The sequence below is a fragment of the Rhizobium sp. CRRU65 genome, from assembly GCF_048551595.1.
Lineage (GTDB): Bacteria > Pseudomonadota > Alphaproteobacteria > Rhizobiales > Rhizobiaceae > Rhizobium > Rhizobium leguminosarum_J.
The window spans coordinates 77,877-99,088 of sequence record NZ_JBLYZH010000016.1 but is presented as its reverse complement, the minus strand read 5'-3'; the positions used below and the strand labels follow the sequence as shown (position 1 = coordinate 99,088).

Here is a 21,212-nt window from a genome sequence, read left to right as displayed (position 1 = left end):
TGATGATCATCAATAGCATTCTCATGGGCGCCTCGCGTCAGATCTATCGAGCTGTTTTGCGGCATGCATACGCCTCTTCGCGAATCCGAAGACTCAACATCCCTAGGCTGAAAACGTTCCAACCCACGACAGAGCACCGATAGAGATGACATCCAACGACGATATCCTTCGCGCCCTCGGGCGCGTCGAGGGCAGGCTGACCGGCATCGAAGAAAACGTCGCGCTTCTGCGCAACGAGGTCAGCGACGAAAAGGCCAACGCCCACGACAGCCGTGCCGTGATCCATAAGCGGCTCGACGAACAGGCCGGGCAGATCGCCCAGCTCGATACCAGGGTGGCGATCAGCGGCGGCGCGGATGCGCTGATCCGCGAGGAAATCAGAACCCTCAAGGAGACCGTCGAGAAGAACCAGGAGGCGGTGGGGCCGGCGCTTGAAGAGTGGAAACGGATGAAGACGATCGGCTACGGGATATCCGGGTTGATTGCCTTTGCCGGACTGACGATCGGCGGCACCATTGCCTATGCGAGCGATGGCGCGGTGGCGGCACTTCGGCATTGGTTGAAGATCAATTGATCGGCTCGATCTGTAATCCTTGGAGAGGAAGACAGGCGCTCTTCAGGGCTACGTTTAGGAAGGCAGAAACCCATTGATCTCGTTGCGAGCGCCTGGCGCCAGCAGACCGGCGTTTCTCACTCGCTGCAAACCGACGCAAAACAAAACCCTAAATTTTAGACTTCGCTAACGAACAAATCCGCACCTTGCCGGTTTTCCTCTCAGGAGGAAACAGACATGAAGAGTATGGACAACCGCCAAGTTCGCATTCCCGGCCCGCGAGAGCACGATGTTGCGGAGCATTGCCGCAAGTTTGGCATCGGCCCTGCCGAGGAGAAGAAGCTGAAGAAACTTCTCGGGTCGCGGGCGCCGCTCCATGAAATCCAGGCCAATGCTCCGCCGCGCCAGCCAAGGTGGCGTTAGGTGGGGAGGGGGCACGTCGCAAGTGGCCATTACACGCCACATTACGACAATGATTCAAAGATTGAGCGGAACAGAGCAGCGCCGTGAACGCTCGCGAAAGAGGTGCTTTTGCCGGATTTTGAAATGATCGATTTTGTTTAAAACGTCGGCCGAATGTTCGGCTTGCTCCACTTGGACCTGCTGAAAGCCCCGCTCCGGCGGGGTTTTTCGTTGGCGTTGTGATGTGCCTGTCGGTTTTTGCCCGGCGGGAGCTTATCGGTGTGACGGTCGCAACGTGCCCGGGCAGGTTGTCGATGATCCCCAGGCGGAATTTCCGGGATCGTGGCGTCACATCTCTGCCGGGGAACTTCCGGCAACATCAGGGGTTTTGCCGGCGGATCGCGCGGCAGGTCTCGTCTCCTGTACCACTGCTACCCCTGCAGTTGCTGCGCGGTCCACTTGATGCAAGCGTCTCACGGAAGGGCTTTGCTCCCGGCTCTCGGCAGCGGGCGAAGCCATTCTTGTCGGCCGTCACATGGCCTATTGGAAGATCCAAACCTGCAAAGACGCAGCGATCCGTGCCGAGCCCAGCACCTGCGATGGCTCAAGAAGGTACAGCCGCGCGCCCGAAACACCTATCAATGGCGTGGTTGCCGCGAGAGCATGAGGATGTAGTCATCGGCGATGTCGGCAACCACCATGGCGGCTTCCGCTGCCGTGTATCCCCTGCCGATGGCGTCGCTGACGATCTTCATCACGGCAGGTTCAAGGGCTTCCCGGCAGTCGGACAGGCTTTCGGCATGCGGGCATTTTGGACGAAATTCCAAGACGTTGTTCATGGCACACCCTCCATTTGATTGAGCTCGGCCCCTGTAAAGGAAAGCCGGCCTCTCCCCGGAAAGGCGGGCCACGGTTCCGGCGAGCTGCTTCACGAACCAGAAGTCTTATCGTGACGCTACGATGGCATAGGAGCCGACGTATTCAAGCGCATGCTGATATTAAGGTAAGCCAGTAGGGTTAATTCGTCCGTTGCTGTTGCATCGTGGCATCGCTAGCAGATGCAAAGGCTATAGAGGCTGCTGCATCTCGCCCAAAACCGTACAGCGGTTTTGGGGCAAGGACATGCATCAAATAAAGACTTTAGGATTTGAACGCCTGCGAGGCTATTTTCTGCCCTAAACGCTGATACGCCGGCCCGCCTTGTCCGCCTCTTTGCGATTGGCGCCGTGCTTTTCGATGATGTCCTTGGCATCCTCGTTGGAAATGCGGTGTTTCTTCGCGAAATAGATGACGTCGTAGGGGGCGTCAGCCACGGCCGCTTTGGCGGACTGGGCCTTTTTGGTTGTGTCGTTGGTCATGATTTTTCCTTTCAAGGCAATGTTGCGCCGGACATCAGCTCATGTCGCCGCGCGTCAGCACGAGAACAGGATGATTTAGGCCGGGCCGGCCTAAAATCTGAATCCTGGTCTCAATAAAAGAGTCAGAGCATCGTGTCGTCCGAAAACCGCTCACACTTTTCGGCATCATGCTCTATCGGCTCCGGAACGAGCCAAGCCGGCATCGGTCGAAGAATTGGCTTCGTGCCGTTTTATCGATGCGCTCGGGCCGTCATATGTTTTTCCCAGATCTGCGTTGCCTGCGCTGCCGTGCCGGTCTTGTGGAATCGCAGCAGGTGCAGTCCTTCGTTCCGTCGTTTTTCGTTAAAGGCGCTGTTTTCGTAGTCGGTGCCTTCGACAATGCTCTCGCTTTGAAGAACGGCCTTCAATTCCTGCACATAGTGTCCGGTGATATTGAAAAGCGCTTCATTCTCAGGTGCGTCTGTCATCGTTTTCCCTATGAGTGGTCGCGTGGCATTGAACGCAGTGCTGCGTTTCAGCTCGCCACGTTTGGTAGGATGCATCAAGCAATCCGCGCCCCTATGGGAAAGGCTGGTATCGGACAGCGTTTAGCTGGAGGTGTCTGTCTGGAGTTCCATATATCATGCAGCAGCGCACCCTTGCCAATCAAGGATTAAGGCGCGGCGAGTCTGAACGCCCGCATGTTAAACTACTTGCCTCCCCGATACCATCTCAATCGAAATACCGAAGAATATGGATGGAGCAGGGCCGTCTTCGCTTTCCGAGTTTAAGGCAAGCGATCCGGGTTCCCACCAGAATGGTTGCTTCTGCAGGAGAGACCAGGCGTGGAGGCGTTCGTCATGCCGGGCCGGCGTATCGGTCAGCTCATCATAGGTGCCCTGAACAAGCACGCTCTTCCACGTTCGGTTTTCGCCGAATTCTTCAACCTGAACGCAGGCCGGTGAATGGGCCCGCAATAGATCAATCTTCAGGCCCGGCATGGAAAATATGAAAAGCCGGTCTTTTTCATAGGCATACTGAATGGGAACGATATAGGGATATTTTTCGCCCAGGCATGCCAGGTGGCCACGGGTGTGGCCTGCCAGAAAGGCGAGGCAGTCTTGTTGACCCATTTCTCGCAGTTGCATCGCTTTATCCAATTCCGTCAGCGTTTCAGCCCTTCATTTGATCGGCAGCATAACGTCTTGGCTCGCCGCAACAGTCTTGCAGCGCCTACCAGAAGACATCCTCGAAGATGATATAGACGATAAAGGCCAGACAGATTGCTGGTGTCGATTTCACGAGAAAGTCGATGTACCGGAGCCTGCCGATATGCTGAGCCAGGCGTTTCCACGAATGGATGTTTACCGTGGAAGACATCATGCCCTCCTTTAGTTGGGGCCGGGTAACAACCCCGGGAAGCAGCGCCCGTTCACAAGCTGCCACTACACCAGATATGGGCGCCAAACATCTGCGCTGCAAGGCGTGGCGGGTTGCCGGTCCGGTAGAGAGATCCCGCTGCTGTGCACGATCGCAAAGGGCGGCGCGGAGGGGCCAGGATTGCTGGGCACGTCCACACACAATTGCCCTTCTACCTCAACCATCGCTTCGATCAGTTTCAGCCGATCGAGCTTCCGCCGTTGATCGTCGTAGAGCCTGCTGAGCAGCGCATAGGCCGATCCGGAGGGTCTACCTTTGCGCAATAGTTTCTTGATCAGCATTTCCTGATCGGCAACGCGATGCGCCGCCTTCACGATATGGCGACGCGCCAACTTCAGGTCTTTCGGGCGGTATCGTGTGGAAACCATATGCTTTGCTTCCCCTGTCTCATCCGGCAGTAGCAGGATGGTGGCCGTTTCAGTTCACCGGCCGCACGCTCCTTCTCGCGATCAGCGAAAATCTGCGGCCGTGAGCGTGAAGTTGTTTCCGCGTCGATGCTGATAGGCTCTCGATGCGGCCTCCTGAATGGCAGAGCGCGCCGCATCAAAGGCATTGAGATAGGCGGCCTCGGAGGAGTTCTGGGTGATCGCGCTGCCAAGCGCTGCCTCTTCGACCAGAAACCTGACTTCGAACATGCCGTCATAGCCGGTGAAGCGGACACCTTTTCGCGCTTCATCGAAGCTGCGGCTTCTGTTGGGAAAGATAAGTGCCATTGCGGTTGATCCTTGGAAGTGGGCGGGAGCCGCTGTGCGGACTTCGGACCCGGCGATGATTGTCGATGCACGGCTGGCCGGAACGGGCATCTTGATGCCAATGGTTGGCATTCAGCCTGCCGCCATACCCGACTGTCGGCAGGTCTTAATGGATCGTCTGCACGATGACCCGGTCAGCAAGCAAAGCCTGCGACGTCTTGATCAAGCGCACCGTACCAGTGATGATCTCGTCGGAATAGACCGGATCCGCACGCGAAATTTCGTCCGTCATATCGCGGAGGACTTTGTTTATCTCAAGCAGAGGCGGCACAAGGTCCAGCAATCCGTCGGCGGCCAGCCCGTGAGCCAAGCCTGCGATCACCTCTCTGAGGTGATCTATGAGCGCACGCCGTTCCGAAACCGCCAGTGCCGACGGCTTTGTGAGGGTCGCTTCACCGTTGAACTGCATGATGCGTATCCTCCTCTCTCTAAAATGGGTTCCGCCCCGCCATTATCAATGGCTACCGCCGAATGAGGTTGCGGTCAGCTGGCAATAAGCGCAAGCTAATTTATCGGCGGGCACGATACGGGCACCGCTGCTTGGGGCGCGACAGTAATCTGGCGCCAGTGAACCCTAGCCCCAACGAAGGAGGACGCCATGTCTTCCACATCAGATCAGTTTTTCGATATCGACAATTTGAGAATGCTGGATCGTATTCTGCGAAAGGTCGGATTTCGCGGCGGCGAAACCCATGCGGCCGATGAGGGTGAGATCACCGCCACAAGTTTCCTCATTCATTGTTTCCAAATGGGGATCGTCGATGAGGCCGCGTTAAAATCGGCGCTGAAAATGTATCTCGCGACTCAGTTGAGTTCCGGCCCGCTTCCGCAGGCGACGGAGGACGGCTCCTTTGCCCGATGGCAGGATGACGGCGGCGCCCCGGTGAAAGCCTATCGGATCGCGCGGTATACGGCGTCCGGGCGTGCGGACGCATCGCTGCGGCCGCCAGCTTACCGCTTTCCCAAAACCAGGCTGCCTGAACGATTGCTCGAGATCCCGTGAACGGGCCTGCTGCGATGTCGCCAGCGCCCCCGGATCGATCGTCCCGATAACATGACGAACAAGGAAGAAGACATGTCCGCGATCCATGCCAATCGAAAGGACAGGGCCGGGAAGAGCAAAATCATCGCCTTCTTGCGGAAAATCGCAACCTTAAGCCCAACTGCAGACGATCTGATAACGCAGGCTCGTCAAGCGCGGTCATCGTCAGCGGAGGAGGGGATCGATAGCGCCGATAACCAAGCCTATGGTCTGGCGCGTCCACACAAAGGTCCATTCGATAATGCGACGGCATTCAGCGCTTCCACCTACGACCATGATCTCCCGACGCGGCAGCAATTGGAGGCCGCGCAACGCAACCACTCCGATGCGGTAGAGCAGCAAGAGGCAAACCACCAAAAAGGCAAATCCCGCCTGCGCGCAAAGACAACGAAGCTGAAATCTCCCTGAGCAGGAAATAGAGGGACGGACAGCGCCCTATTAATTTTTCCGAGTGGGCGGCGCTTGCCTTCAAGGCCTTTCCGCCAGATCGGTCGAAAAGCCCGCGTCAGGCAGGCTTTCCTGTTTGCAGCAACAACTCGGGCGACCGTCACGCCGCCGCAAACGGCACGGCGACAAAGGTCTTGTTGCCATCGCGTTCGACGAGCAGCAGCACCGACTTGCGGCCGGCCTTGCCGGCATCGGCAATTGCGGTCTTGACGTCGCGGGCGTTATGAACAGGTCTGTCATTCACCGAGACGATGACATCGCCGGACTGGATGCCGGCGGCAGCCGCTGACTTGTCCGGGGCGACCTTGGCGACCACCGCACCGTTGATCGAGCGCGGCAGGTTGAGCTGCTGGCGCACATCGGGCGTCAGATCGGCAAGGCCGATGCCGAGGCTCGGCTGGCCGGAGCTCTGATCTTGAGCGTCGGGGCTTTCGGCCGCCGCCTGTTTCTGGCCTTCCTCATTGGTGCCGACGGTGACGTTGAGATCGATCGTCTTGCCGTCGCGCCAGACGCTGAGGGATTTTTTCGCGCCCGGCGAAAGGTCGGCGACCAGGCGCGACAGGTCTTTCGGCGTCTTGACGCTCTCGCCGCCGACTGACGTGACGATATCGCCGGGCTTCAGGCCGGCATGGGCGGCCGGCGTATCGGCGGTGACGGCGGCAACCAGCGCGCCGCCGGTCTTATCGAGGCCGACGGCATCGGCGACATCCTTGGTGACCGGCTGGATCTGCACGCCGAGATAGCCGTGATCGATCGAGCCGTCCTTCTGCAGCTTGGCGACGATCGCCTTGGCCTCGTCGGAGGGAATGGCGAAACCGACGCCGACGCTGCCGCCGTTTGGCGAATAGATGGCGGTGTTGATGCCGACGACATTGCCGCTGCGGTCGACCAGCGGTCCTCCGGAATTGCCATGGTTGATCGGCGCGTCGATCTGGATGAAATCGTCATAAGGCCCGCTGTGCAGGTCGCGGCCGCGCGCCGAGACGATGCCTGCCGTCACCGTGGTGCCGATGCCGAAGGGGTTGCCGATCGCCAGAATCTGGTCGCCGAGCTTCAGCCTGTCGGAATCGCCCCAGGCGATAGTCTGCAGCGGCTTGCCCGCCTCTATCTTCAGCACGGCGACATCGGATTTCGGATCGGTGCCGATCAGCTTGGCCGGCAGTTCCGTGCCGTCATCCAGCGTCACCTTGATATCGACGGCATTGTCGATGACATGGTTGTTGGTGACGATCACCCCGTCGCGGCTGATGATGAAGCCGGAGCCGAGCGCCATCGCCTGCTGCGAAGGCCGCTTTTGCGGCGCCTGGCGCGGCAGCGGGATGCCCTGATCCTCGAAGAACTGGCGGAACTGCTCGTCCATCGGCGATTCCTGGTCGGCGCTGACATCGGTCGCCTTCATCGTCGTGGTGATGGTGACGACCGCAGGCTTGTCGGCTTCGACGATGGAAGCGAAGGAGCCGCTGGGGGCGAGAATGCCGCCGGTATCCGAAGGCGCTGCAACGGCATTGGAGGCGTTGACGGCGAAGGGCAGGCAGGCTGCGCCGGCGATGATGGCGGCCCCGACAAGGGCTGCGGTGCGATGGTTGCGGAGGATGTGTGACATGGGTGGTGATCCCTTGGACGGTGGTCCCTTGCGAGAGCGTTGGCTTGGATGGCGTCGTGGTTCCATGTCCTGGGACCTGGCGTCGGGTGGCGTTTGGCGCCAATTCCTCTTGGGAACGCGCAGTCGTCGGGGGCGGCGACCGGGGGAAGAGAAGAATTGGCGCTCGGGATTCATATGATCCCACCGAGCGGATTTACAAATTAAAGTTTGATCATGTTTATATTGCCGATTTGTAAGATATGGCCGGAATCTAATCTTCGCTCACGCAGCGTTTGAGCTTCTCAAAAATTCCGGCCACATTTTGCCTGGCTTCGCCGCCGCCGCGATGTTTTCATTCGAAAATAAATGGACTTATTCCAGGAGGCGGTGATCCGTTCGCCGCATGCGTCCGTAATTTGCCGGCAGACGATCTTGTTGCTCTTTCCGGAAGTTATATTCCCGGATCCTGTTGCGAATATAAAATGTTAGTAGACTCTAAATTATTTCTTCTTCAGAAAGTAAAAACCGCGAATCGAGGGCAAGCGAGTCTCGCGGGCGACGTATAAGGGGCGATGAGGGCAGCAGTGGAGCGGGGGCGGAAAGCCAGGCGCGGCGCGCATGTGAAGTTGAGCGATGTGGCAAAGAAGGTGGGGGTCAGCCCCATCACGATTTCGCGTGCGCTTCGCAATCCTGAAATCGTCTCGGAGGATCTGCGCCAGACCATCCTGCGCACGGTGGGGGAGATGGGGTATACCCCCAATCTTGCCGCCCGGGCGCTGGCCGGTCGCCATAACGGCATCATCGGCGTCATCACGCCCGCTTTGCACCAGCACGGCTTCGCCGGCCTGATGATCGGCATCGAGGATTGCTTGCGCGCTACCGAATTCCGCGTGCAATATTCCAATACGCTCCACCATGCCGACGGCGAGGCCGGCGAGCTCAGATCCTTCCTGACGCAGAAGCCGGCCGGCGTCATCATTGCCGGCGCCGAATCCTATCGTGATCTCCTGCCGCTGATCGAGAATGCCACCTGTCCGATCGCCCATATCACCGATCTCAGCCAGGAGCCGGCAAGGCTGGTCGTCGGCCTTGATCATCATGCGGCCGGCGCCGAACCCACCCGCTTCCTGCTGTCGAGAGGCTATGAGAGGATCGGCTTCATCGGCCGCGGCACGGATATTCGCTCGCGTCGCCGGAAGGAAGGCTATGAGGCCGCGATGCGGGAAGCCGGCCGCTTCGATCCAGATCTCGCCATTGGCGGAGATGAGGGAAGCAGCACCGGCCTCGGCAGGGAATTGTTTGCCCGCCTGTTGCAGCGCGTGCCGGATATCGATGCCGTCTTTGCCCAAAGCGACGATCTGGCGCTCGGCGTGCTCATCGAATGCGCCGTGCGCGGCATCCGCGTGCCCGAGGATGTCGGCATCTGCGGCTTCAACGATCTGGAATTTTCGGCCTTCACCCAGCCGACGCTGACGACGGTGCAGATTGCACGCTACGATATCGGCTACCGCGTCGCCGACATGCTGCTACGCGCCATCCGCGACGAGCCGCCCGGCGAAGACAAGGTCGATTGCGGCTTCTCCATCATCCCGCGCGGCTCGACGCGCTAGCGCGGCTCGACGCGGTAAGCCGAGACGATCTGCCGAATGAAATGCCACTGAACTAGGCGCAGTCCAGATTATTCCCTATATTGGCTGAATGACAGTCAATGTGCTGAAAAATGGATAATACGGGACTGTCTCTCGACAGAATGCGCACCTTCGCTCGCGTCGCCGAACGCGGCAATCTGTCGATGGTCGCAAGAGAGCTGGGTGTCGGTCAATCCACCGTGACGCGGCACCTCAATGAACTTGAAGAGGCTGTCGGCGTACCGCTTCTCAGCCGAACCACGCGTCGCGTCACTCTCACGGACGAAGGCAGCCGCTATTATACCAACTGCCTGCAGATATTACGCCTGGTTGAACAGGCGGCTGAAGAAGCGCGAGATGCCCGTCAGGCCCCTGCCGGTGCTGTTCGGCTTTCGTGTACGGCAGCGCTCGGCGTGATGCACATCACGCGCCTGATCTTCGATTTCCAGGACAGGCATCCGGACATCCGGGTCGACCTCAACCTGACGGACGAGCGGATCGACCTGGTTCGCGAAGGCGTCGATGTCGCACTCCGTCTTGGGCCTCTAGCCGACAGCGCGATGAAACTTCATGCGCTCGGAGAAAGCCATCGGCTGCTGGTGGGCGCTCCGACCTATTTGTCCGTCCATGGACGGCCGCAGCACCCAGCCGATCTGTCGCGCTACGAAACCGTGGTGATGTCCAATGTGGCCGGCAGCGATCAGCTCGTTCTTTCCTCTGCCGATGGCACAAGCCTGATGATCCCCGTCAGTGGGAAGTTGCGCGTCGATCACGGGCTTGCGGCGCGTGAAGCCTTTGCCGCCGGTCGCGGCATTGGTCCTGCACATCTCTGGTTGGTTCACGATCTTCTGGATGACGGCCAACTCGAGGTCTTGCTTGGCGACTATCGTCCTTTACCGGTTCCGGTGAGCTTGCTGATCGTTCCAGAGCGTGCAGCCATTGCCCGCGTTCGGCTTCTCGTCGACTTTCTTGTCGCCGAGGTTTCCCAATTGCCGGGAATCCGGCCATCGTAAGTCTTTGTTTTCAAGCATATCGTTATTGCAAAACCGCTGCACACATTTGCGCGACATGCTTCAACGTCCGAAAGACCGCTTATCGCCACGCCACCCCGTCGTCTTGAGATATTGTTCCCAGTTGAGCGTGTCGGGGTTCAGGCGACGGCTCCATTCAAGGTCGTTCTCCTTGCCGAAATAGCCATAGTCGACAGCGTATTCGACCATCCCCAGAAGCTCTCGAACGAGAAGTTCGTTGGCAGCAAATTCTGGAAAATAGTGCAGCAGGCCATCCCGGGTGAAAGCGTTTCGATACGCGGCCTTGAGGCCGGTCACGCGCTGAAAGGTTTCGATCATCTCGTTCGGAGAAATGATGTCGCCAACGATCGGCAGGGTTTTGCCGTTGTAACGCTCGGGATTTGAGAAAATCTCGAGGACGGCAGGCCCGGTCGCGGTCAGCGGATCGACAAAAGGCGCTCGGAAATCTTCGGGAAGATAAACCGGCAGGAGCAGCGTATCGCCCTCCATGCGCGGCACATAATATTCGAGCAGATTCGTATAAAAGAATGCCAGCATGACGAAGGAATGAGAGATCGGCAAGCCGCGAATGGGGTCTGCTACGCGTGCCTTGTCGGTAAAATGCGGCGCATACTTCATGCCACTGGTGATCTTGTCGACATTCTCCAGCGTGCTGAAAACTATATGCCCGACGCCGGCCTCAGCGGCGGCATCCGCCAGTTGTCGGCCGAGAGGGGTCTCGATGGTCTCCGGCGGGGCGATCGGCGGCGTCATCAGAAATGCGCCATCCGCGCCTTTGAAGGCGGCAACGAGGTCCTTTTGACGGCCAAGTTCGAGAGGGACGGTGACGATTTCAGCGCCGCGTTTCTCCAGACGTAAAGCTTCAGGGGAATCCTTTTTCCGGGTGAAAGCGCGCACCCGGAAACGTTGGCTGTCAAGGAGCGTCGTGGCAACGCTGCGCCCCTGTTTGCTCGTTGCGCCGACAATCGCGATCAGTGGTTTTTCATGGGCAGACATAGAGCTTTGAACCTTTCCCTGTCATTGACGCCGACTGCGGTGCCGGGCGTCATTTTGCGGGAGAGCGGTCGGCCTATGCCGAGTTCCCACCGCAATGGCGGACCCTATCTCAACAGGTTCTATGGCTGTAGATATCTGAAATACATAACATAATGCCATTTTATGGATAAATGGTGCCGGCCAAGCGCGTCGAAACCCGCACCGAGGACTGAAAGGCGCCGACAGCGATCCATGGACTCTGCCGGCGCTGTTTCTCTGGCTCTTCAAGGGATCAGCAGGATACTGCCCGCCGAGCGTCCGGATTCCATCTCTTCATGCGCCTTGGCAACATCGGCCAAGCGATATTCGGCACCGATCTGCGAAACGATCCCGGTTTCCATCGCCCCGACGGCAGCCAGAGCAGCCTCGCGATACTGTCCGATGTCAGCGCACCAGGCCATGATGCTCGGATGGCAGAGCGCCTTGCCCGGGCGAAGTTCCTCGACAGGCACCGGTGGAATGGCACCGGCGGCCTGGCCGATGGTGACAGCCATGCCGAATGGGCGGACAGAGCGTATGCTTTTGAGAAGCGTGTCACCGCCGATCCCGTCATAGGCGACGTCGACACCAAGCCCGTTCGTCAGCCGCTTCACGTCCGCGACGATATCGGCGTCTCGTCCGACAATAAGGTGATCGGCTCCATAAGATGCGGCGAGTGCGGCCTTTTCGGAAGAGCCGACCGTCCCGATCACCGTGGCATCGAGCGATCTGGCCCAGCGAACGAGGATGCTCCCGAGCCCGCCCGCAGCCGCATGGATCAGAACCTGGGTTCCTGCATGCACATCATAGGTCTTTTTCAGCAGCATGTAGGCGGTCATGCCTTTGAGCAGCGAACTCGCTGCCGTTTTCGCTGAAACGGCATCCGGAAGCTTGATCGCCCTTTCGGCGGCAATGTTCCTGGTGGAGCGATAAGCGCCAACCGGAGGCCCTCCATAGGCGACGCGGTCACCCTTTTCGAAGATGGAGACGCCGGGACCGACATCGTCGACGATGCCCGCCGCCTCGGCGCCGATCACCGAGGGATAGGAAGGCATGGGATAGAGGCCCTTGCGTTGATAGACGTCGAGAAAGTTGGTTCCGATCGCCTCGTGACGGATTTGTATCTCGCCATGACCGGGAGGTTCACACTGGTGATGCTGCTCAACATGGAACTGGGCGGTATCACCGGGGGCGTTCAGCCATATGATTTGGTCGGTCATCTCTCGTGCTCCTTCATGGGCACAAATTAGGCGATGGCGTGGTGTGTGAAAATTCCCTATTGTTTCACAATGATTGGGAAAGAATTCACAAAACTCGACTGGGACGACCTTCGGCATTTCCTGGCGCTGGCGCAGTCCGGAACCTTGCTTGGCGCAGCAAAGCAGCTCGACGTCGAACACGCGACGATCAGCCGGCGCGTTTCGTCGCTTGAAGCCAGTCTGGGACGCAAGCTGGTCGACCGCCGCGGACGGCGCATCATTTTAACCTCGGACGGAGAGCAGGTTGCCAGGCACGCAGCTCTTGTCGCGGCGCAGACCGCAGCAATCGAGCAGCTTGGTCGCAGCAGCGCCACGGAATTGCGGGGCCATGTCAGGATCAGCGCGCCTCCCGCTCTCTCAAGCGTGCTGTTGGCAAAGCCGATCGCGGCCGTCAGGCGAGACCATCCGGGTGTTGAGATCACGCTTGTCGGAGAAAAGCGGCTCGCCTCCCTGAACAGACGAGAGGCCGATATCGCCGTGCGCATGTCGCGTCCCGAGGACGGCGATTACGCCATCGTCAAGCTCGGCGAGACAAGCTTCCATCTCTACGCATCAAAGACCTATCTCGAAACGGTTTCCCCGTCGGACTGGACCTTCATCGGTTACGACGAAACCATGAACGCCTCACCGCAACAGCTGCGGCTAATCGAACTCGCCGCTGGCCGGCCGATCGCCGTGAGATCATCCGTTCTGGAGTTTCAGGCCGCAACCGCAAGCCTTGGCGCCGGTGTCGTCATGCTCCCCGATTTCGCCGTCCTTGACACCAGCGGTCTCCAGCGCATTGAGACCGAACATCTTTTGACAAGAGAGGTCTGGCTGGTTGTCCATTCTGACATCAAAGACGTCCCCTCCATCCGCGTCGTCGTCGATGCGCTGAAGAATGCTCTCGTGAAGTAGTCCGCTCAGTTGGCCGGGGCCGCAGGGGGCAAAGGCAGCCATTGAACTGGTCGCAGCCCGGCGGAGTTCAGGTTTGCGCCCATTGCCGTCATTGATATCTCAGCCGCTGTTGTCTTTAGTGGGTCGTCACAACTTCAGGCGGGAGGAGAACATGCCAGTCGAAGCAATACGAACGGGTGGATGCCTGTGCGGTGCAGTGCGTTATGAGGTCTGGGGCGAGCCCTATCAGTCAGGGTTGTGCCACTGCAAGACGTGTAGAAAGATCACGGGCTCCGCTTTCTCCGCAACGGCAAATTGGCATCGTCGGCAATTCCAGATGTCCGGCGAAATCAGCACTTTCGATAAAAGGTCCTTCTGCCCTGTCTGTGGTTCTCGGCTCTTCTTTCTCTCCGATGGCGGCGTGGAAGTGTTTCTGGGGACGCTTGATGACGCGCCTTACGCTATCAGCCCGATGGTCGAAGTGTGGAACATTCGACGTGAACCTTGGCTCGCCCCGGTCGTCGGAGCTGCGCTTCACGAAGGAAATGAGATCGCTTCGGAAAAGGCGGACTAAGCCAAGCCAAAGCCTGCTGGGCATCCCCTTCTGCGCCGGGCACCGCTTATCGCCGAGAGAGGCCGGAATGCGCCATGAGAACTTGTCTGGCCGGTCACTCGGACACCGAACCTTGAAAGTGCTCTACCTCGTCGTCAAGCTGCACCCACTTATGTTTCGATTGTTCGAAGACTGATAGGGCAGGTGGCGCGAAGGCAGGGTCGGCAAGGGACCCGACCGCCACCCCGATCCAGGACGGTGCAGCATCGGCCTTCCAATAGACGGTCGAGCCGCATGTTGGGCAAAAATGCATTCGAACCTTGCGACCGCTCTCGGCGGTACGAATGAATTCCGTAGATGTTCCAGATATTTCGACACAGGCAATCGAGTAGAAAGCATTTGCGCTGAACGGCGCACCCGTTCTGCGCTGGCAAGCCAAACAGTGGCAGAGAGCTGTCAGTTGTGGCGGCTCGCTGAGCGTCAGTCTCAGAGCGCCGCAGGCGCATTGGGCATTAGCCATGGAAACTCCTCCCGCTTGCACGGTGAAATTACATTGAATGAGGGGGTGAAGCGCAGGCCCGAACCGCACATGGTGAGGGTGGGCGATGCGAAGGGGCTGAGACCTGATACAATTTCAGGCCCACAGAAGCTCAAATGTAGATCGCGGAATGCCGAAGTCTAGAAGAAAGCCATCTGACCGCTTCAGGCCGGAAGCGGATCCGGAGCCCTCATCGGCCCCGTCGCGTCGTCGGCGACGTCTTTCAGGACTTTATCGGATACCCGCGTGAGCTTCACCCGGGCGGTAGGTCGTCGAGCGAGTTTTTTGTTGTTAATGTACGACTTGGGAAGCGACCGACATCAATTCCTGGGAATTCGGTGCCTGGAACGACTGGAGGCCAGCCTCCAGAACTTCAGTGAAGCTCCAGCGTACGATGCCCTCCCGGTCGATTAGGAACTGACCGACAAGCTGCCCATGGTCCGCAGTCATCATCTGCTGATCGGCTTCCGTAATCTGATATCCTTCCTTCTTGTTGAGAAATTCGTCCATTGCCATCACGCCCATAGGCTCGGGCAACTCGCCCGGAAGATCGATCAGTATCGCCATCGCCGTGTCGATCCCGACCTCGCTTAGTCCAAAGGCTTGGTGCGAAGCCCGTACCGGGTCGGAAGCAGCAAGAAGATCGGGTATCGGATGGTAACGGAAATAAAGCCGTGCGCGCTCCACCGGGGTGTTTACCACCGCCAGGGATTGGACGCCTTTCTCTCGCAGCATCGGGTTGAGATATGCCATGGCCGCGACATGGCGCCGGCAGAATGGACAATGCAGGCCTCGAAACAAACCGATCAACAATGGGCTGCGGCCACGAAAATCATCAAGTGCGATCTTCCCCTCGTGCGAGATCGCATCAAACACAACGTTCGGGACCCGGTCGCCCGGTTGTAGCGGATGGTCGACATAGCGCGTGGACATGGACAACCTCCTCGCTCGGGGATCAGTCGAGAAACGGCGCCAAGTTAAGTGCTTCGAGGTCTAGATTGAGCGTTGCAGGGCCTGACCTCTCGTTTTACCGCACCGCCAGGATCCGATCTAAGAATGGCCCCACATTGGCCCGCGGGCAAGAGGTAAACAGCGAATCGTGAATTGCAAAAGTCCGTTTTCTGCAAACTCTGATTTTTTTAACGGCCGTCGAGGCGACACAGAAAATTGAGCTGGGGACCAGCCATTTTTGCGTTCAAGCGGCGTGAGGCCGCGTAGCGGAAGCGAAACAGCATCGAGCGGCAACATTCGCTCAAATCACCAATTGACCGACTTTTCGTTAAGCCCGGATTTTCGACTTTTTCAATACTATCGGCCGGAAGCGGATGCGGAGCCCTGATAGCAAAGTCTCAGGTTCTGAGCAGCTCTGCAGCCAGCGGATTCGGCTGCGGCGAGGGGCCAGTCTTGCTGGCCCCTTATCCCTTATCCCCTGTCAGATATCGCTTGCAGCGCTCGACCAGAGGTCGGCGGCTTCGGCTGCCGTCATGCGCCGCACCTCGGCCTCATGGCTGCGGCTGGCGAAGAGCTCGCTCGCCATGATCTGTTCGGCAAGGTCGGCCGGAAGCGAGAGGATGACGCGGGCTTCGCCATTGTGCAGGCCGCCGAGTTCCGTGCGCTTGCCGGTCACCATGCCGCCGGCGACCGTGTTGTTGGTCTCCGGATCGATCAGGATGAAGGAGCCGGAAAGCCGGTTCTGCTCATAGGGGTCGAAGATCGCGGCTTCGTCGAAGACGAGCCGGACTTTGCCGATGGCGTTCATGTAGAGCCGCTGGGCGGCGTTCCAGGCACCGGTCTTCAGTTCCAGCTGGCTGAGCGGCTGCACCTGGACACGCTGGCGGCGGCTGCCGCTCTTCAGCCAGTAACGCTTGCCGGGCTCGATACCCTCAGGCTGCAGCGCGACGATCTGCGCGTCGAAGGCAAGGCCGACCTGCGGCTGTGCGTCGATCGAGACGATCATGTCGCCGCGCGCCACATCCACCTGGCGGTCGAGCACCAGCGTGATCGCATCGCCGGCCACGGCGGCATTACGGACGAGATCGAAGGTGACGATCTTCGAGACGTTGGCGACCATGCCGGACGGCAGGATCATGACGCTGTCGCCGGGTTTGACCGAACCGCCGGCAACCGTGCCCTGATAGCCGCGGAAACTTTCGCCGGGACGCGAGACGCGCTGGACGGACAGGCGGAAGCCGACCGTCTGCGACGAGCGCACGGTGGCAAGCTCCAGCGTTTCCACCAGCGTCGGGCCGCTATACCAGGGCATGGCGGCCTGGCCGGAATAGACGACGTTTTCGCCCTTCAGCGCCGACATCGGAATGGCGGTGATCTGCTTGACGCCGAGCGACAGGGCAAATTCCCGGAAGTCATGGCTGATCTTGTCGAAGCCGGCGCGGTCGTAGCCCGTCAGGTCGATCTTGTTGATGGCAAGCACAAACTGCTTGATGCCGAGCAGCGAGGCGATCGTCGCGTGACGGCGGGTCTGCTCCAGAATGCCGAAGCGCGCATCGATCAGCAGAATGGCAAGATCGGCGGTCGAGGCGCCGGTCGCCATGTTGCGGGTATATTGCTCATGGCCGGGCGTGTCGGCGACGATGAAGGAGCGCTTGTCGGTCGAGAAATAGCGATAGGCGACATCGATGGTGATGCCCTGTTCGCGCTCGGCCTGCAGGCCGTCGAGCAGCAGGGCGAAGTCGGGCAGGCCGAGGTCGTTCTGCTTGCCGGTGGAATCGCGCTGCAACGTGGCGGCCTGGTCTTCCTTGACCGCCTTGGTGTCCCAGAGCAGGCGGCCGATCAGGGTCGACTTGCCGTCATCGACGCTGCCGCAGGTAATCAGGCGCAGCGGCCTGGTATCGCGCACGGCCTTGAGCGGCTCGGCGGCGGGCAGGTTGACGACGGTGGCGGCCGAGACGGCGGTTTGGGCTGCGGTCATCTCAGAAATATCCTTCACGCTTCTTTTTTTCCATGGAGCCGGACTGGTCGCGATCGATGGCGCGGCCCTGGCGTTCGGACACCGTTGCAATTTCGAGTTCGGCAATCACCTCTTCGAGAGTGGTGGCCTGTGAGCGGATGGCGCCGGTCAGCGGGAAGTCGCCGAGGGTGCGGAAGCGGATCATGCCTTCCTGGCGGACTTCGCCGGGCAGCAGTTCCAGGCGCGGATCCTCGGCCAGGATCATCATGCCGTCGCGTTCCACGAACGGCCGCTTCTTGGCGTAATAGAGCGGCACCAGCGGAATGTCCTCGGCCTGGATGTAGCGCCAGATATCGACCTCGGTCCAGTTCGACAGCGGGAAGGCGCGCACGCTCTCACCCTTGCGGATCATGCCGTTATAGATGTTCCAGAGTTCCGGGCGCTGGTTGCGCGGATCCCAGCGATGGTCGGGCGTGCGGAAGGAATAGATGCGCTCCTTGGCGCGGCTGGCTTCCTCGTCGCGCCGCGCACCGCCGAAAGCGGCGTCGAACTGGCCGGCATCGAGCGCCTGGCGGAGCCCTTCGGTCTTCATGATGTCGGTGAAGGCGGCCGATCCATGCGTGAACGGCGTGATGTTTTCGGCCTTGCCGCGCGGATTGATGTGTTCGATCAAATCGAGATCGTACTTCTTCGCGGTTGCGTCGCGGAAGGCGATCATCTCGGAAAATTTCCAGCCGGTGTTCACATGCAAAAGCGGGAAGGGCACGCGGCCGGGATAGAAGGCCTTGCGCGCCAGATGCAGCAGCACCGAGGAATCCTTGCCGATCGAATAGAGCATGACGGGACGCTCGAATTCGGCCGCAACCTCGCGGAAGATGTGGATGGATTCGTTTTCCAGCGCTTTCAGATGCGGGTCGAGCGGCGCCTTGGCGCTCTGCGGATTGCTGAGTTCCGTATCCGGACGGCTATCGGGCATGTGTTACTCCAGGCTATCGGTCGTTTGCGGGTGCCCGCAAAGCAATTCCTTGATGTTGGCTTCCCCCGGGAAAGTTGACTTCCCTGGGAATGTTGGCTTTCCCAAGGCTGCGGCGGTCGCCGCGCCCTGATTGGGAAAGCCGTGGGGTGATTATTGTGCGGCGATCGCTGCGGCCTCTTCGGCGACATGCAGGCCGCATTCGCGCGTTTCGTCCTGCTCCCACCACCAGCGGCCGGCGCGTTCCGGCTCGCCGGGCTTGATCGCCCGGGTGCAGGGTTCGCAGCCGATCGAGGGATAACCGCGGGCGTGCAGCGGATTGACCGGCACGCCGTTTGCGGAAACGAAGGCCTTGATCGCCTCCAGGTCCCAGTCGGCGAGCGGATTGACCTTCAGCAGGTGGCGTTCGGCGTCATATTCGGCAAACGGCGTCTCGGCGCGGTTGGCCGATTGGCCGCGGCGCAGGCCGGTGATCCAGATAGCAGCACCGTCGAGGGCACGCGCAAGCGGCTTCAGCTTGCGCACGCCGCAACAGGCATGCCGGGCTTCGACGCTCTCGTAGAAGCCGTTGAGGCCGTATTGCGCCGCATAGGCGTCGATATCGGCCTTCTCGGGCTCGAAGCGATGGATATGGATGTCGTACTGGCTTTCGGTCTCTTCGATCAGTGCCAGTGTTTCGGCAAACAGCCGGCCGGTCTGCAGCGTCGCGATATCGATCGGCAGGCGGTGCGTGCCGATCTCGGCAGTGATCACCTGGTCCTCGATGCCGAGTGACGTCGTGAACACCACGCGGCCGCCAAGGCCGGAGACCAGCGACAGACGTCCGGCTAGGTCGAGGCCCGCCAGTCTGTGGTTCAGCGCCTCGGCTTCCGCAATCGGCCCTTCTTCCGCAATCGGCCCGCCTTCTACAATCGGATTGATAGCAGTCATGAGATTCCTGTCCTTTGTTGAACGGGAGTATCGCAGTTCACGCATGGATCGGACAGAAAAAGGGATTTCGAAAGCTGCGGCCGAAGGAGCAAATATCTCTCCGAAGCTGCCGCGATGCAGAAAAGCAGCCGCCTGCGGATGAAAATCCACATCGGCAGCTCGAATGTCTATAGAAATAGTAGAGTTACACGCAGCCTGTCAATCCGAAATCTGAAGTGATGCCGAAAATGGTGCAGAAGGCGCGGTTTTGGCATAGATTAAGTGCGCTTGGCCGAGAGCAAAAAACAAGGCCAAAACGCTTGTCTCTCAAGGCTTTCTCCGGCGCGTTCAAATTCCGTTCATGCTGGTTGTGCCATAGAGGTGAAAGTACTTCCGTAGCGGTGCGGAAATTCGCGCCGCCTGTGTGTGTCGATGGTCAAAAATGATTACGCAAAAGGCGAAATATGCGCTGCGGGCGCTCACGGTCTTGGCTGATGCCGATGCCGACGAACCGGTGATGATTTCCGATATCGCGGCGCAGCAAAAGATCCCGAAAAAGTTCCTCGAACAGATCCTGCTCGACCTGAAACATCACGGCGTCGTCGCCAGCCGCCGCGGCAAGCAGGGTGGGTATCTCCTGCTGAAGCCCGCCCATACGATCACCTTCGGCGAGATCCTGCGCATCATCGACGGCCCGCTCGCTCCACTTCCGTGTCTGTCGATCACCGCCTATAGAAGGTGCGACGATTGCGATGGCGAACAGAACTGCCAGATCCGCCACGTCTTCGCCAAAGTGGCGGACGCCACCCGCAAGGTGCTGTTCTCCACCACCATCGCCGATGCCATCGCCCCAAAGCACAGCGCCGAAGTCACCCGGCTGCTCGCCTGAGCATCAGGGTGAAAACTGACGCCCGCATCTTTCTTCAAGATTTGGTGAAATCCCTTTTCCTCCGGCTCCGATGCTCCACCTGCCTGTCCATACGGGTAGGGAGGATATCATGTCTATAATTTCAGCACGGCGAGTAGTGGCTGCGGCCATGCTTTCGATGGCTTTCGCCACCGGCGCAATTGCTCATCACGGCTGGTCCTGGGCCGAGGCGGATCAGATCGAACTGCGCGGCACCATCGAGAAGATCTCCATGGGCGGACCGCATCCAACGCTCGATATCGCCACCGCCGATGACGGCGTCTGGCTCGTCGAACTCGGCAATCCGCGCCAGACGGAACGCTCCGGTTTCGTCGAAGGTGTGGCCAAGCCCGGCGACCAGGTGGTGGCCCTTGGAAACCGTTCGCAGGATCCAAAAGAAAAGCGGCTGAAGGCCGTGCGCCTCACCATCGGCGAGAAGCGCTACGATATCTATCCCGACCGCATCAAGACGAACTGACCTCTGGGCGAACTGAGCTGTGATCGACATTCTCGAATGGCTGTCGGCAACGACACCTGCGGTCGCGCTCCGGCGCTCCGGAACACTCTACATGTTCGTCAACGCAGCCCATATCCTGGCGATCGGCCTCTTGCTCGGCGCCATCCTGCCGCTCGATCTGAGGCTCGCCGGCTTCTTCCGCAAGGTGCCGGTTGAGATCGTCGCGCCGTTTCTGTCACGCGCCGCCGGCGTCGGCCTTGCCGCGGCTATTGTCACCGGCTTCTGCCTCTTCAGCGTCCGGGCGGTCGAATATGCCGGCAATTCCGCCTTCCTTGCCAAGCTCGGGCTGATCGCCCTCGGCATTCTCAACCTGTCGATTGTGCATCTCGGGCGAGGGTGGAAAATGGTGCTTTCCCTAGGCATCGTCCGGCCTGGCCTGCGCTTCTCCGCCGCCCTGTCTGCCGCCATCTGGATTGCCGCCGTGATCGCCGGACGATGGATCGGGTTTCTTTAGGGAATTAGCGAGCTGTCGGCGCGCGCCCGTCCGAGGCACTGCGGGTTCAACATGCTTGTTCGAATTCATCGCCCGAATCCTCTGCCGCGC

The 21,212-nt window shown here is 59.6% G+C and carries 27 protein-coding genes; 11 read left to right on the top strand and 16 right to left on the bottom strand.

Features of this window, described 5'->3' with window-relative positions:
• Positions 1-145: 145 nt before the first annotated feature.
• Both ACM5SV_RS27525 and ACM5SV_RS27520 read left to right on the top strand, forming a co-directional pair.
• Positions 146-574, top strand: a complete 429-nt coding sequence (locus ACM5SV_RS27525; protein WP_113546220.1) for a DUF1515 domain-containing protein — start codon at positions 146-148, stop codon at positions 572-574.
• Positions 575-790: 216 nt separating this feature from the next.
• Positions 791-976, top strand: coding sequence for a hypothetical protein (locus ACM5SV_RS27520; RefSeq protein ID WP_003557517.1), 186 nt, complete (start codon positions 791-793; stop codon positions 974-976).
• Between the two features lie 617 nt (positions 977-1,593).
• Here ACM5SV_RS27520 and ACM5SV_RS27515 read toward each other — a convergent pair.
• From ACM5SV_RS27515 to ACM5SV_RS27480, 8 genes are all read right to left on the bottom strand, one after another.
• Entirely contained in the window at positions 1,594-1,794 is a 201-nt protein-coding gene (locus ACM5SV_RS27515) for a hypothetical protein (protein WP_113546219.1), read from the bottom strand.
• A gap of 336 nt (positions 1,795-2,130) precedes the next feature.
• Positions 2,131-2,313: a DUF3606 domain-containing protein gene (locus tag ACM5SV_RS27510; RefSeq protein ID WP_222017653.1), complete on the bottom strand. Its 183-nt coding sequence runs from the start codon at positions 2,311-2,313 to the stop codon at positions 2,131-2,133.
• Positions 2,314-2,543: 230 nt separating this feature from the next.
• Positions 2,544-2,780 (bottom strand): hypothetical protein, encoded by a 237-nt coding sequence (locus ACM5SV_RS27505; protein WP_017959490.1) that lies wholly within the window; start codon positions 2,778-2,780, stop codon positions 2,544-2,546.
• A 216-nt stretch (positions 2,781-2,996) separates the two neighbouring features.
• A complete protein-coding gene (locus ACM5SV_RS27500; protein WP_012756522.1) occupies positions 2,997-3,440 on the bottom strand; it encodes a pyridoxamine 5'-phosphate oxidase family protein in 444 nt (147 codons plus the stop codon).
• Positions 3,441-3,525: 85 nt separating this feature from the next.
• Positions 3,526-3,672 (bottom strand): hypothetical protein, encoded by a 147-nt coding sequence (locus ACM5SV_RS27495; protein WP_164902274.1) that lies wholly within the window; start codon positions 3,670-3,672, stop codon positions 3,526-3,528.
• A 65-nt stretch (positions 3,673-3,737) separates the two neighbouring features.
• Positions 3,738-4,100, bottom strand: coding sequence for a hypothetical protein (locus ACM5SV_RS27490; RefSeq protein ID WP_017993329.1), 363 nt, complete (start codon positions 4,098-4,100; stop codon positions 3,738-3,740).
• Between the two features lie 81 nt (positions 4,101-4,181).
• Positions 4,182-4,445, bottom strand: a complete 264-nt coding sequence (locus tag ACM5SV_RS27485; protein ID WP_012756525.1) for a DUF1488 domain-containing protein — start codon at positions 4,443-4,445, stop codon at positions 4,182-4,184.
• 145 nt (positions 4,446-4,590) lie between these two features.
• Positions 4,591-4,893, bottom strand: coding sequence for a hypothetical protein (locus ACM5SV_RS27480; protein ID WP_419425453.1), 303 nt, complete (start codon positions 4,891-4,893; stop codon positions 4,591-4,593).
• A 189-nt stretch (positions 4,894-5,082) separates the two neighbouring features.
• Here ACM5SV_RS27480 and ACM5SV_RS27475 point away from each other — a divergent pair, with 189 nt between their 5' ends.
• Both ACM5SV_RS27475 and ACM5SV_RS27470 read left to right on the top strand, forming a co-directional pair.
• On the top strand, positions 5,083-5,487 hold the full coding sequence (locus tag ACM5SV_RS27475; protein WP_012756527.1) for a hypothetical protein: 405 nt from the start codon (positions 5,083-5,085) through the stop codon (positions 5,485-5,487).
• Positions 5,488-5,559: 72 nt separating this feature from the next.
• Complete coding sequence (locus ACM5SV_RS27470; protein WP_222017649.1) at positions 5,560-5,934, top strand: hypothetical protein; 375 nt, start codon at positions 5,560-5,562, stop codon at positions 5,932-5,934.
• Positions 5,935-6,073: 139 nt separating this feature from the next.
• Here ACM5SV_RS27470 and ACM5SV_RS27465 read toward each other — a convergent pair whose 3' ends face one another.
• Positions 6,074-7,576, bottom strand: coding sequence for a DegQ family serine endoprotease (locus ACM5SV_RS27465; RefSeq protein ID WP_222017648.1), 1,503 nt, complete (start codon positions 7,574-7,576; stop codon positions 6,074-6,076).
• A gap of 551 nt (positions 7,577-8,127) precedes the next feature.
• On the opposite strand from ACM5SV_RS27465, the gene ACM5SV_RS27460 reads away from it, so the two are divergent.
• Together ACM5SV_RS27460 and ACM5SV_RS27455 are read left to right on the top strand one after the other, a co-directional pair.
• Complete coding sequence (locus ACM5SV_RS27460) at positions 8,128-9,165, top strand: LacI family DNA-binding transcriptional regulator (protein WP_222017646.1); 1,038 nt, start codon at positions 8,128-8,130, stop codon at positions 9,163-9,165.
• Between the two features lie 110 nt (positions 9,166-9,275).
• Positions 9,276-10,196 carry a LysR family transcriptional regulator gene (locus ACM5SV_RS27455; RefSeq protein ID WP_222017644.1) on the top strand — a complete coding sequence of 307 codons (921 nt, stop codon included), beginning with the start codon at positions 9,276-9,278 and terminating at the stop codon, positions 10,194-10,196.
• Between the two features lie 60 nt (positions 10,197-10,256).
• Here the strand turns inward: ACM5SV_RS27455 and ACM5SV_RS27450 are convergent, their stop codons facing one another.
• Positions 10,257-11,210 (bottom strand): NmrA/HSCARG family protein, encoded by a 954-nt coding sequence (locus ACM5SV_RS27450; RefSeq protein ID WP_419425452.1) that lies wholly within the window; start codon positions 11,208-11,210, stop codon positions 10,257-10,259.
• A gap of 263 nt (positions 11,211-11,473) precedes the next feature.
• Complete coding sequence (locus tag ACM5SV_RS27445) at positions 11,474-12,448, bottom strand: quinone oxidoreductase family protein (protein WP_222017640.1); 975 nt, start codon at positions 12,446-12,448, stop codon at positions 11,474-11,476.
• A 69-nt stretch (positions 12,449-12,517) separates the two neighbouring features.
• Here ACM5SV_RS27445 and ACM5SV_RS27440 point away from each other — a divergent pair, with 69 nt between their 5' ends.
• Positions 12,518-13,384 carry a LysR family transcriptional regulator gene (locus ACM5SV_RS27440; RefSeq protein ID WP_222017638.1) on the top strand — a complete coding sequence of 289 codons (867 nt, stop codon included), beginning with the start codon at positions 12,518-12,520 and terminating at the stop codon, positions 13,382-13,384.
• A gap of 151 nt (positions 13,385-13,535) precedes the next feature.
• Complete coding sequence (locus ACM5SV_RS27435) at positions 13,536-13,937, top strand: GFA family protein (RefSeq protein WP_221971255.1); 402 nt, start codon at positions 13,536-13,538, stop codon at positions 13,935-13,937.
• 94 nt (positions 13,938-14,031) lie between these two features.
• On the opposite strand, the gene ACM5SV_RS27430 is transcribed toward ACM5SV_RS27435, so the two are convergent.
• From ACM5SV_RS27430 to ACM5SV_RS27410, 5 genes are all read right to left on the bottom strand, one after another.
• Positions 14,032-14,436, bottom strand: coding sequence for a GFA family protein (locus ACM5SV_RS27430; protein WP_222017636.1), 405 nt, complete (start codon positions 14,434-14,436; stop codon positions 14,032-14,034).
• 309 nt (positions 14,437-14,745) lie between these two features.
• Positions 14,746-15,387, bottom strand: a complete 642-nt coding sequence (locus ACM5SV_RS27425; RefSeq protein ID WP_222017634.1) for a redoxin family protein — start codon at positions 15,385-15,387, stop codon at positions 14,746-14,748.
• A 499-nt stretch (positions 15,388-15,886) separates the two neighbouring features.
• Positions 15,887-17,383, bottom strand: coding sequence for a sulfate adenylyltransferase subunit CysN (gene cysN, locus ACM5SV_RS27420; RefSeq protein ID WP_012756538.1), 1,497 nt, complete (start codon positions 17,381-17,383; stop codon positions 15,887-15,889).
• A gap of 1 nt (position 17,384) precedes the next feature.
• The gene (gene cysD, locus ACM5SV_RS27415) at positions 17,385-18,338 is read right to left on the bottom strand and encodes a sulfate adenylyltransferase subunit CysD (RefSeq protein ID WP_012756539.1); all 954 of its coding nucleotides are present in this window, start codon (positions 18,336-18,338) and stop codon (positions 17,385-17,387) included.
• A gap of 150 nt (positions 18,339-18,488) precedes the next feature.
• On the bottom strand, positions 18,489-19,265 hold the full coding sequence (locus ACM5SV_RS27410; RefSeq protein ID WP_128440240.1) for a phosphoadenylyl-sulfate reductase: 777 nt from the start codon (positions 19,263-19,265) through the stop codon (positions 18,489-18,491).
• Positions 19,266-19,686: 421 nt separating this feature from the next.
• Between ACM5SV_RS27410 and ACM5SV_RS27405 the strand changes: the two genes are divergently transcribed.
• The 3 genes from ACM5SV_RS27405 (at position 19,687) to ACM5SV_RS27395 (ending at position 21,122) form a co-directional block, all read left to right on the top strand.
• Positions 19,687-20,133, top strand: coding sequence for an RrF2 family transcriptional regulator (locus ACM5SV_RS27405; protein WP_012756541.1), 447 nt, complete (start codon positions 19,687-19,689; stop codon positions 20,131-20,133).
• Between the two features lie 109 nt (positions 20,134-20,242).
• Positions 20,243-20,629, top strand: coding sequence for a DUF6152 family protein (locus ACM5SV_RS27400; RefSeq protein WP_222017632.1), 387 nt, complete (start codon positions 20,243-20,245; stop codon positions 20,627-20,629).
• A gap of 19 nt (positions 20,630-20,648) precedes the next feature.
• Positions 20,649-21,122, top strand: coding sequence for a DUF6644 family protein (locus ACM5SV_RS27395; protein ID WP_113546209.1), 474 nt, complete (start codon positions 20,649-20,651; stop codon positions 21,120-21,122).
• The last annotated feature ends 90 nt before the right edge of the window (positions 21,123-21,212 follow it).